This is a genomic window from Aeromonas sp. QDB14 (assembly GCF_027707845.1).
Taxonomy (GTDB): domain Bacteria; phylum Pseudomonadota; class Gammaproteobacteria; order Enterobacterales; family Aeromonadaceae; genus Aeromonas; species Aeromonas caviae.
This window is the reverse complement of the sequence record NZ_JAPCJD010000044.1, coordinates 22,903-33,133: the sequence shown is the minus strand read 5'-3', so window position 1 is coordinate 33,133 and position 10,231 is coordinate 22,903. Positions and strand designations below refer to the sequence as shown.

The window sequence follows — 10,231 nt, the reverse complement described above, 5'->3', positions numbered from 1 at the left end:
ATCCGGAACTAGTGATTGGTTCCGGATTGTCCTACAGCAGAAGGATCGGTCAATGGATCCTTAACTGATCAGCATTGCGGTCAATGACCGGCCTTTTTGCATCTGGTGGGATCAGGAGGGCAGTGGCATCACCCGATTGCGTCCCAGCTCCTTGGCCTTGTAGAGCAGCTTGTCGGTACGCTCGATCAGGGTGTCTGCCGTCTCCTGAGGGGTGTATTCCCCCACGCCGAACGAGGCGGTGATGTGATCGATGCGTCGCCCGGATTTGCGATCCAGAATCGACATCCGCTCGATGACGCGACGCAGGCTCTCGGCCATCTGGCGGGTCAGCGCCAGGGCGCGGTTTGGCACCAAGAGGGCAAACTCCTCACCCCCCAGGCGATAGGCGGTTATGCCCTCCTTGCTGGCCTCTCGCAGCCGCTTGCCGACGATGCGCAGCACCTGGTCCCCCAGCAGATGTCCGTATTCGTCGTTGAAGTTCTTGAAGCGATCGATATCGGTCAGGATCAGGGAGAAGGGCTGCTTGCTGCGAATGAGGCTGTCCATCTCGAGATCGAAGGCGCGTCGATTGAGCAGAGACGTGAGCGGGTCCTCGGTGGCCAGCTTCCTCGTCTCGTTCAGGGCCTGTTTCAGCTCCTTTATCTCTTTCTCGGCGCTGCTGAGCTGGTTGCGAAAGTGGAGGGTGGACATGCGTACGTCATGCGACTCGCGCACGAGATCCCGCAGGATCCCCATGGTGTCTTCCAGGCTGAGCCCCTCGTCGTCTATCTTGCTCAGCTTGTCGAAACTCTTGTCGAGCATCTCCTGAAACAGCCCGGTATCGGAGATGGCATCCTGCATCGAGTGACTCAGCTCGCTGGCCATGGCCGCCAGGTTGAGTTTCATCGCCTCGATCTGCTGCTCGTCCTGAGCCGCAAGGTGCTGGTGGTAGAGACGCTCACAGGTGGTCAGGGAGAAGGTCCCCTGTTGTTTTATCGCCTGATCGACGGCATGGTTGAGTTCGGGCATGTCGCCGGAGACATAGCTGTACCAAAGGTGATAGTTGTTCGGCGTGGTGGGAATTTGATACTTGATCATCAGGGGAACCGCCTGTTTCAAATAGGCGGCAGATTGGGCGAACGAGTCCTTGCTCATGAGTTCCGAGTCTCACATACCTGCAAACTGTGTCCAGTATGACAGAGAGAATGGCCAAAAGGCAGTCGATGGATGCCATTAGCTCCCCCCTCCGATATAATGTCTGCGTTATTACCTACCCTAAGGCCTGCTTATGTCTCAAAAAGATCCTTTCCTCCAACGCGAGGCCGAAAAATACGAAAACCCCATCGCCAGTCGCGAGATGCTGCTGGAGCTCATCAAGGGCCATGAGAAACCCATGTCCCGGGAAGAGCTGGCCAAGGTCCTCAAGCTGACCGATGAAGAGCCGTTGGAAGCCTTGCGACGTCGTCTGCGCGCCATGGAGCGCGACGGGCAGCTCGTGTTCACCCGCAACCAATGTTACGCCCTGCCGGATCGCCTGAATCTGGTCAAAGGCTATGTGCTTGGCCACAAAGATGGATTCGGTTTTCTGCGCCCCGAGGGTGGTGGAGCGGATCTCTTCCTGAACAACCGCGAGATGCAGCGCCTGATGCATGGCGACTATGCCCTGGTGCAGCCGACCGAGATCGATCGCAAGGGTCGTCAGGAAGCGCGTCTGGTGCGCCTGCTCAAATCCCGGGAGGCGGACATCGTCGGTCGTTACTTCGTCGAGAACGGCGTCGGTTTCGTGGTACCCGATGACAGCCGCATCGGCCAGGACATCATCATCCCGGAAGGGGAGAACAAGGGGGCTCGCCAGAGCCAGGTCGTAGTCGTGCGCATCAACCAGCGCGCCACTGCCCGCTTCAATGCGGTCGGTACCGTCTTGGAAGTCCTGGGTGAGAACATGGCGCCCGGTATGGAGATCGAGATCGCCCTGCGTACCCACGGCATTCCGCACACCTGGCCGGAAGAGGTGACCAAGGAGGTCGCCGGTCTCGGTGAGCAGGTGCCGGAGAAGGCCAAAGAGGGTCGCATCGACCTGCGCGCCCTGCCGCTGGTGACCATCGACGGGGAAGACGCCCGCGACTTCGATGACGCTGTCTTCTGTGAAGCCAAGCGCGGTGGCGGCTGGCGCCTGTGGGTCGCCATCGCCGACGTCTCCGCCTACGTGAAGCCGGGCACCGCCCTCGACACTGAAGCCTATCAGCGCGGCAACTCGGTCTACTTCCCCGAGTTCGTGGTGCCCATGCTGCCGGAGGTGCTCTCCAACGGTCTGTGTTCCCTGAACCCGCAGGTCGACCGGCTCTGCATGGTGTGCGAGATGACCATCTCCGCCGCCGGCCGCATGTCCGGCTACAAGTTCTACGAAGCGGTAATGAACTCCCACGCTCGCCTGACCTACACCAAGGTAGCGGCGATCCTGGACGGGGATCCCAAGCTGCGTCAGCAGTATGATCCGCTGGTGGGCCACATCGAGGAACTGAGCAACCTCTACAAGGCGCTCAAGCATGCCCGCCATCAACGCGGTGCGGTGGAGTTCGAAAGCGAGGAGACCCGCTTCATCTTCAACGCCCAGCGCAAGATCGACCGTATCGTACCGCTGGTGCGCAATGACGCCCACAAGATCATCGAAGAGTGCATGATCCAGGCGAACGTGGCAGCCGCCCGCTACATCGAGAAGAACGAGGCCGCCGCCCTGTTCCGGGTGCACGACCGCCCGGGCGAGGAGCGTCTCACCGGCTTCCGCGACTTCCTGGCCGAACTGGGTCTGGAGCTCAAGGGGGGCCTGGAGCCCGAGCCGAAGGACTTTGCCGACCTGGCCGCCAAATTCGAAGGGCGCCCGGATGCGGAATTGCTCTCCACCATGCTGCTGCGCTCCATGCGTCAGGCCATCTATCAGGCCGACAACATCGGTCACTTCGGTCTGGCCCTGAAGTCCTATGCGCACTTCACCTCGCCGATCCGTCGCTACCCGGATCTCATCCTGCACCGGGCGATCAAGTACCAGACCGCCAAGGAGCAGCAGGCCAACCTGCGCCACAAGTGGACCCCGAGCGGTGGCTACCACTACCAGCTGGAAGAAGTGGACCCGATGGGCGAGCACTGCTCCATGACGGAGCGCCGTGCCGATGATGCCACCCGCGACGTGGCAGACTGGCTCAAGTGCGAGTACATGCTGGATCACGTGGGTGACGAGTTTGACGGCGTCATCGCCAGCGTCACCGGTTTTGGCTTCTTCGTGCGTCTGGCGGAGATCCACATCGACGGTCTGGTGCACGTCAGCACCCTCACCAACGACTACTACCAGTTCGACCCGCTGCACCAGCAGCTGATCGGCGAGAACTTCCGCCGTCGCTACCGTCTGGGTGACAAGGTGCGGGTCAAGGTGATGGGCGTGAACCTGGACGATCGCAAGATCGACTTCGTGATGGTGGAAGAGCCCCTCAAGGCCACCGGCAAGAACGCCAAGGAGATGGCGCGCAAGCAGGCCGAGATCAAGAAAGAGAAGGCCAAGAGCGCCCAGCGCCACGAGAAACGCAAAGAGGGCAAGGAGAGCGGCAAATCCTACAAGGGTGGCCGTGCCAAGCCCAGCAACAGACGACCGAGCAAAAAGGCTCGCGACAAGGCCAAGAGCACTAAATGAGTACTGAACTGATCTACGGCATTCACGCCGTCTCCGCGCTGCTCGAGCGCACCCCCGAGCGCTTCATCGAGGTGTGGGCTCTCAAGGGCCGCGATGACGAGCGGCTGCATCCCCTGCTGGCCGAGCTGGAGTCCCTCGGTATCAGGGTGCAGAGCGTGAACCGCAAGACGCTGGATGACAAGGCGGAAGGTAACAATCACCAGGGCATCATGGCCAAGGTGATTGAAGCGCCCAAGCTGGCCGAGCACGACCTGGCCAGTCTGCTGGACGGTCTGGCGGCGCAAGAGACAGCGCCCTTCCTGCTGGTACTGGACGGGGTGACCGACCCGCACAATCTCGGCGCCTGTCTGCGCAGTGCCGATGCGGCCGGGGTGCATGCGGTGATCGTGCCGCGGGACAAGGCCACAGGCCTCACGTCCGTGGTGCGCAAGGTCGCCTGTGGCGCCGCCGAAGTGGTGCCGCTCATCCAGGTCACAAACCTGGCCCGCAGCCTGCGCGAGCTGCAGGAGCGCGGCGTCTGGATCGTGGGTACCGCTGGCGAGGCGGATCACGATCTCTATCAGGCCAAACTCACCGGCCCCATGGCGCTGGTGATGGGGGCCGAAGGCAAGGGCATGCGCCGTCTGACCCGCGAGCACTGCGACGAGCTGGTGAGCATCCCCATGGCGGGGGCGGTATCCAGCCTCAACGTCTCGGTGGCGAGCGGTGTTTGCCTGTTCGAAGCCGTGCGCCAGCGCCGCGTCTGACAAGACGATGACCGACAGACCCCCCTTTGTCTGGGAACGGGTTGCAGATGAGCAGGAGGCCGAGCGCCTCCTCTCTTTTGTCCGCTCCCTGACCTTGCCCCCTCGCACCTGCCTCTGGCATGCCGGTGACAGTCCGGCGCTGCTGGTCAGGGTGGAGGAGGGGTTGCTGCGGGCCAGGGTGGTGCTGGCGGATGGCCGCGAGTACATCAAGGAGTTCTATTGGGAGGGGGACGAGTTTATCGACTTCCACCACCTGCTCAGTGGTGAGCCCGCCCGCTACAGTGTGGAGGCGCTGGAGCCTTGCCGACTGCAGCTTCTTCCGCTGGCGGATCTGCGCCGACTCCCTTGCTGGCCCGCCTGGTATCACCATCTCCTTGAAGTGCAACTGCGCATCAAGGAGGAGAAAGAGCTGTTGCTGCTGACCGGGGGCCCAGAGGCGCGCTATCAGCATTTTCTGCGCAGCTTCCCCGCGCTGGATGCCAGGGTTCCGGATCACCAGATTGCCGCCTATCTGGGGATCACCCCCATCAGCCTGAGCCGCATCCGCAGGCGGCTGAAAACGCGCGATCAGGGTTGAGCCAGAAGGGATTGCCGATGAACCTGGGCAGAGAGCGGCTCTTTGTCGACCATGTCCGCATTGGATGAGAAGGGGGCCAACTTAACCAAGGTTAATGCCCCTCGTCGGGAGCAAGATTATGCTGTCAGACCCCATTAAACAGGAGTCATTCATGAACTGGAGTATGAAATCCTGGTCCGAGCTGACCACGGATGAATTGTATGAGCTGCTTGCCCTGCGCGCCGAGGTGTTCGTGGTGGAGCAGACCTGTCCCTTCCAGGATCTGGACGGGCTGGATCGCCGTGACGGCGTGCTGCATCTGCTCGGTCGTGAGGGGGATCACCTGGCGGCCTATGCCCGCATCATGGCGCCCGGCATTGGTGATGGCAGCGGCGCCGCCATCGGCCGTGTGGTCACCTCTCCCACGTCGCGGGGGGGCGGACTGGGTCACCGCCTGCTGGCGCAAGCGGTCAGAGAGTGCGAGGCTCGCTGGCCTGCACACAGCATCTGGCTCGGTGCACAGGCCCACCTGCAAGGTTTTTACGGCCAGCATGGTTTCGTGGCCGAAGGGGAAGGATATCTGGAAGATGACATCCCTCACATGGGGATGCGAAGGGAGCCTGCCTGACATCGTCAGGCGCCAGGAAAGGGGCAAGTGGCCCCTCATCCGTGGTGCATCGCATGGTTTTTTGCTACCCCGTGGCCATGGGGTCGCAGCCCGGGGTGAGATACCGCCGCGCTGATCTGCCTGCGGGTCTCTCTGTCGGGACACCGCCCCGGTCAGGGCGGTGCGACATCAGGAAGGCTGTGGTGGTTCAGGGAGTGACCCGGGTGGTGAGGGTAAATCCCTCTTCACTGGAGGCCAGCGTCACCTGAACCTGGCCCAACTCGGTCAGAGTGCTTACATGGGTGCCGCCACAGGGAATGGTGAGCTCCCGACCGTCCACCATGCCATGCCAGTAGCGGGAATCGATGATGGCATCACCGGCCCGGCTGCGGCGGATCTCGCCTCCCTCTTTGAGCCAGCGCATCAGCTGCTCGTTGACCTGGAGCGCTATCCTGTCGAGGTCGGCCAGCAGTGCCTCGCTGTTAATTCCCTTTTTTCGAAGGCTCTTGCCGATCCGGTACTGCTCCTTTGATCCTCTGGGCTCGACCCGGGAGTGCTGGATGGCGAGGCGGTCGAAATCCGGCTGCCCGAGAGCGTCAAGCTCGCTTGTCTCCTTTCGCCAATAGGGCGTGAGCGCCCGATTGAGGGCCAGTGCCACCAGGTGGCAGGCGCTGTGGCCCAGGCTCAGGGCATGGCGTGCCTCGGCATCCACTGTCAGTTCCACAGGCGAGCCAATGGCAAGGTGATGGGAACCGGCGAGGGGATGCACCACCACGAAAGCCCACCCATCCGCACCCCGCTTGACCGGAATCTCCGTATCCACGAACAGCTCGCCCTCGGGACTGATGGCTCCCATGCGGCAGGGGCCCACGGCCGCTTCCCCCCCTTCCCAGCGCACAGTGCCCACGTCACCGGGTTGATCGGGCCAGAGGTGGCTCTGGGGATGAAAGGGGGTGAGGTCGGTGACCAGCAGGGTCGGATCCCCCTGTTTGCAACAGACGACGCTGGCCTGTTCCTGATGGTGGCCCAGTACGAAGCTGGCTCGGGTATGTTCCATGGCAGGGCTCCCGCAACGAGATGATGAGAAGGGAAAGAGGCAGCATACGCGAAAGTGCGAAGAGGCTTATCAACCCGGGTCAATGAGCCTCAAGATGGCGTTAGAGGGTGGTGACCAGCAGATAGGCATTGAGGCCGATCACCAGGGCGACGATGAGGCGCCCCACGGCCTGGGTGACGGGGTGATTGCGATGTGCCCCCATCAGGGCGCGATCACCGGTCAGGATCAGCAGCGGAATGAGAGCGAGGGCGATGCCGAAGCTCAGCACTACCTGGCTCAGTACCAGAATTTCCGTGGTGTTGAGGCCCATGGCGATCACCACGAAGGCGGGAGCCATGGTGATGGCTCGGCGCAGCCAGAGCGGAATGGTGAAGCGCACGAAGCCCTGCATCACCACTTGCCCCGCCAGCGTTCCCACCACGGTGGAGGAGATGCCGGAGGCGACCAGGGAGAGGCCGAACAGGGTGGCGGCTGCCGGGCCCAGCAGGGGCGTGAGGGTCTGGTAGGCCGTTTCCAGCTCGGCCACCTGCTGATTGCCGGAGCTGTGGAAGGCGGCAGCCGCCATGGCCATCATGGCCAGGTTGACGAAGCCGGCGATGGTCATGGCGATGGCCACGTCGACCCGGGTGCTGTGCAGTCGCTGGGTCACCGTGCCCTGCTCCTGGGTATGCTGGGTCAGGGCCGAGTGGAGATAGATGACATGGGGCATCACGGTGGCACCAAGCACGCCGGCGGCAAGATAGACAGCATCACCATTGGGGAGGCCGGGGAAGAGTGCCCCTTCCAGCAGACTCGGCAGGTGGGGGCGCGAGAACACCAGCTCGACGATGTAGGCGGCGGCCACGAACAGCAGCAGGCCCCCCACCACGAACTCCAGCGGCTTCTGGCCGCGGGATTGCAGCATCAGGTCCCCCAGGTGACCACGGCGGTGATGCAGGCCCCTTCCAGCAGGGTGATGCCGAGCAGCAGTTTGAAGCCGACCGCAGCGCCGATGAACTCGGCGAGATCGGTGGCCATGGCGATGATCTCGGCCTGCACCCAATAGGCCCAGACTGCGGGCCTGGGCAGACGATCACGAATGTGTTCCGCCAGGTTCTTGCCAGTGACGATACCGAGCTTGGCCGAGAGGGTCTGCACCAGCATGGCCATCAGGTTGGCCCACACCACTACCCACAGCAGTTGATAGCCGAAGGTGGAGCCGGCCTGGATATTGGTCGCAAAATTGCCCGGGTCGATATAACCGATGGCGGCGATGAAGGCGGGGCCGAGCAGGGTCAGCTTGAATTTGCGGGCCGGTATGGCCGTGGTGAGCGCAGGTTGCATACTGTCATCCTCCGTGGGGATATGAGGAGAGTATGGATCTAAATGATAATTGTTATCAATTAAAGTTTTGTATCGGGCTCATCGAGAAAAACATCTTGCTTCGCCAGTTGCAGTGGGAGAGGTGATTTCGTACAATACGCCGCCCTAGAAAGCAGCGTCTAAACATCACTATGTTCCTTGCCTCCGAGGTCTGGCTGCACCTGGGCGGAGGCTGAATTAATCCGTAAGGAGCTAAAATGCGTCATTACGAAATCGTCTTCATGGTTCATCCGGACCAGAGCGAGCAAGTACCTGGCATGATCGAGCGTTACACCGGCGCTATCACCACCGCTGGTGGTACCATTCATCGCCTGGAAGATTGGGGCCGTCGTCAACTGGCTTACCCGATCGACAAGCTGCACAAGGCTCACTACGTTCTGATGAACGTAGAAGCTGAACAGGCCGTTATCGATGAGCTGGAAACCAACTTCCGCTTCAACGATGCCGTTATCCGCAACATGATCATGCGCACCAAGCACGCCGTGACTGAAGTTTCTCCGATGGCCAAGGCCAAGGAAGAGCGCTTCACCCGTCGTGACGACGAGCGTCGCGAAGATGCTGTTGAAGCGTCTTCCGAAGAGTAATTCTTAGATCACCGCATTAGAGGATAAAGGCCATGGCACGTTATTTCCGTCGTCGTAAGTTCTGCCGCTTCACCGCCGAGAACGTTACCGAGATCGACTACAAAGATATCGTTACTCTGAAAAACTACGTCACTGAATCTGGCAAGATCGTACCGAGCCGTATCACCGGTACCCGCGCCAAGTATCAGCGTCAGCTGGCACGCGCCATCAAGCGTGCTCGTTACCTGGCTCTGCTGCCGTACACCGATCTGCACAACAAGTAAGAATCGGCCCGGCGCTTACGCCTAACTCAACGAAATTTATAGAGGAAAGGTAATGCAAGTTATCCTGCTCGATAAGATCGCCAAACTGGGCGGTCTGGGTGACCAAGTTTCCGTAAAAGCTGGTTATGCCCGTAACTACCTGATCCCGCAAGGCAAAGCTGTTATGGCCACCAAGGCCAACATCGAAGCCTTCGGTGCTCGTCGCGCTGAGCTGGAAGCCAAACTGGCTGCCAACAAGGCTGCTGCCGAAGAGCGCGCTGCCAAGCTGGGTGAGCTGGCTGCCGTTGTCATCGCCTCCAAGTCTGGCGACGAAGGCAAGCTGTTCGGTTCCATCGGCACCCGTGACGTGGCTGAAGCCATCACGGCTGCCGGCGTAGCCGTTGCCAAGAGCGAAGTCCGCATGGGCAACGTTCTGCGTAACACCGGTGAGTACGAAGTTGTTGTTCAGCTGCACGCTGACGTCAAAGCAACCGTACAAATCCAGGTTGTTGCTCTGTAATAGCGTTCCGCTCTTGCAGAAAAACCCGCGCACATGCGCGGGTTTTTTATTTTCAGATCAAGGGGTAAAGTGAAGGTCTGTTCCTCTGGAGGAGAACCTTTATGGCTGCCTGGGTTGAAGGTCGGGTCATCGAGCGCATCGAGTGGACACCCACCCTGCTCTCCCTGCGTGTGGAGGCGGAACTTGCCCCCTACAAGGCGGGTCAATTCACCAAGCTGGCCCTGGAGCAGGGCGAGCATCGCGTCCAGCGTGCCTATTCCTTCGTCAATCCTCCCGGCACGCCCTATCACGAATTCTATCTGGTGGAGATCCCCGGCGGTGAGCTGAGTCCCTCTCTCGGTTCCCTGCAGGTGGGCGACAGCCTGCTGGTGCAGTCCCAGGCCACCGGTTTCCTGACCCTGGATGAGATTCCCCCGGGACGGGATCTCTGGCTGCTCTCAACCGGCACCGCCATCGGCCCCTTCCTCGCCATGCTGGCCGAGGGACAGGTCTTCGACCGCTTCGAGCATCTGGTGCTGGTACACGGGGTGAGAAAAGGGGAAGAGCTCAGCTATCAGCCGCTTATCGCCAGTTTTGCCGAGCAGCATGGCGAGCGTTTTCGCTATGTTCCCTTCGTGAGTCGTGAGACCTGGCCGGGGGCGATGGCAGGGCGTATCCCGGCAGCCATCGTCGATGGCAGCTTGCAGTCGAGGGTGGGGCTGAACTTCTCCCCCGAGTTGAGCCAGGTGATGATCTGCGGCAACCCCGCCATGGTGAAAGAAACCCAGCAGACCCTGCTCGGGCTGGGGCTTGCCAAGAACCTGCGTCGCGCCCCCGGCAATATCAGCATGGAAAACTACTGGTAGGGGAGATGACTCCAGGGGCCACAGGCCCCTCAACCATGTCCATGGGCATGC

General features: G+C 61.2%; 10 protein-coding genes and 1 pseudogene. 8 read left to right on the top strand and 3 right to left on the bottom strand.

The genetic code is table 11. The features are described 5' to 3' along the window. Window positions 1-111 precede the first annotated feature (111 nt). Window positions 112-1,134: a GGDEF domain-containing protein gene (locus PG887_RS14545; protein ID WP_199769597.1), complete on the bottom strand. Its 1,023-nt coding sequence runs from the start codon at window positions 1,132-1,134 to the stop codon at window positions 112-114. A gap of 133 nt (window positions 1,135-1,267) precedes the next feature. Here PG887_RS14545 and rnr point away from each other — a divergent pair, with 133 nt between their 5' ends. The 4 genes from rnr (at window position 1,268) to PG887_RS14525 (ending at window position 5,591) form a co-directional block, all read left to right on the top strand. Beyond that, a complete protein-coding gene (gene rnr, locus PG887_RS14540) occupies window positions 1,268-3,661 on the top strand; it encodes a ribonuclease R (protein ID WP_270822042.1) in 2,394 nt (797 codons plus the stop codon). Further along, entirely contained in the window at window positions 3,658-4,407 is a 750-nt protein-coding gene (rlmB, locus tag PG887_RS14535) for a 23S rRNA (guanosine(2251)-2'-O)-methyltransferase RlmB (protein ID WP_041214488.1), read from the top strand. Before rnr ends, rlmB begins: the two co-directional genes overlap by 4 nt. 7 nt (window positions 4,408-4,414) lie before the next feature. Continuing rightward, entirely contained in the window at window positions 4,415-4,984 is a 570-nt protein-coding gene (locus tag PG887_RS14530) for a Crp/Fnr family transcriptional regulator (RefSeq protein WP_042014880.1), read from the top strand. A gap of 151 nt (window positions 4,985-5,135) precedes the next feature. Further along, on the top strand, window positions 5,136-5,591 hold the full coding sequence (locus PG887_RS14525; RefSeq protein WP_042878826.1) for a GNAT family N-acetyltransferase: 456 nt from the start codon (window positions 5,136-5,138) through the stop codon (window positions 5,589-5,591). Between the two features lie 187 nt (window positions 5,592-5,778). On the opposite strand, the gene PG887_RS14520 is transcribed toward PG887_RS14525, so the two are convergent. Continuing rightward, window positions 5,779-6,627, bottom strand: a complete 849-nt coding sequence (locus PG887_RS14520; RefSeq protein WP_270822041.1) for a hypothetical protein — start codon at window positions 6,625-6,627, stop codon at window positions 5,779-5,781. A gap of 100 nt (window positions 6,628-6,727) precedes the next feature. After that, window positions 6,728-7,950: pseudogene (locus tag PG887_RS14515) on the bottom strand (Nramp family divalent metal transporter). A gap of 236 nt (window positions 7,951-8,186) precedes the next feature. Between PG887_RS14515 and rpsF the strand changes: the two are divergent. The 4 genes from rpsF to PG887_RS14495 all read left to right on the top strand — a co-directional run bounded on the left by rpsF (window position 8,187) and on the right by PG887_RS14495 (window position 10,180). Further along, on the top strand, window positions 8,187-8,573 hold the full coding sequence (rpsF, locus tag PG887_RS14510; RefSeq protein ID WP_005331771.1) for a 30S ribosomal protein S6: 387 nt from the start codon (window positions 8,187-8,189) through the stop codon (window positions 8,571-8,573). A 32-nt stretch (window positions 8,574-8,605) separates the two neighbouring features. Next, window positions 8,606-8,836: a 30S ribosomal protein S18 gene (rpsR, locus tag PG887_RS14505; protein WP_005313392.1), complete on the top strand. Its 231-nt coding sequence runs from the start codon at window positions 8,606-8,608 to the stop codon at window positions 8,834-8,836. 52 nt (window positions 8,837-8,888) lie between these two features. Next, window positions 8,889-9,335 carry a 50S ribosomal protein L9 gene (rplI, locus tag PG887_RS14500; RefSeq protein ID WP_010673120.1) on the top strand — a complete coding sequence of 149 codons (447 nt, stop codon included), beginning with the start codon at window positions 8,889-8,891 and terminating at the stop codon, window positions 9,333-9,335. 101 nt (window positions 9,336-9,436) lie between these two features. Continuing rightward, a complete protein-coding gene (locus PG887_RS14495; RefSeq protein WP_104455249.1) occupies window positions 9,437-10,180 on the top strand; it encodes a ferredoxin--NADP reductase in 744 nt (247 codons plus the stop codon). The last annotated feature ends 51 nt before the right edge of the window (window positions 10,181-10,231 follow it).

Excerpts from the sequence above, each read along its gene's own strand:
- PG887_RS14545 (WP_199769597.1), bottom strand. The coding sequence starts at position 1,134 with ATGAGCAAGGACTCGTTCGCCCAATCTGCCGCCTATTTGAAACAGGCG.
- rnr (WP_270822042.1), top strand. The coding sequence starts at position 1,268 with ATGTCTCAAAAAGATCCTTTCCTCCAACGCGAGGCCGAAAAATACGAA.
- rlmB (WP_041214488.1), top strand. The coding sequence starts at position 3,658 with ATGAGTACTGAACTGATCTACGGCATTCACGCCGTCTCCGCGCTGCTC.
- PG887_RS14530 (WP_042014880.1), top strand. The coding sequence starts at position 4,415 with ATGACCGACAGACCCCCCTTTGTCTGGGAACGGGTTGCAGATGAGCAG.
- PG887_RS14525 (WP_042878826.1), top strand. The coding sequence starts at position 5,136 with ATGAACTGGAGTATGAAATCCTGGTCCGAGCTGACCACGGATGAATTG.
- PG887_RS14520 (WP_270822041.1), bottom strand. The coding sequence starts at position 6,627 with ATGGAACATACCCGAGCCAGCTTCGTACTGGGCCACCATCAGGAACAG.
- rpsF (WP_005331771.1), top strand. The coding sequence starts at position 8,187 with ATGCGTCATTACGAAATCGTCTTCATGGTTCATCCGGACCAGAGCGAG.
- rpsR (WP_005313392.1), top strand. The coding sequence starts at position 8,606 with ATGGCACGTTATTTCCGTCGTCGTAAGTTCTGCCGCTTCACCGCCGAG.
- rplI (WP_010673120.1), top strand. The coding sequence starts at position 8,889 with ATGCAAGTTATCCTGCTCGATAAGATCGCCAAACTGGGCGGTCTGGGT.
- PG887_RS14495 (WP_104455249.1), top strand. The coding sequence starts at position 9,437 with ATGGCTGCCTGGGTTGAAGGTCGGGTCATCGAGCGCATCGAGTGGACA.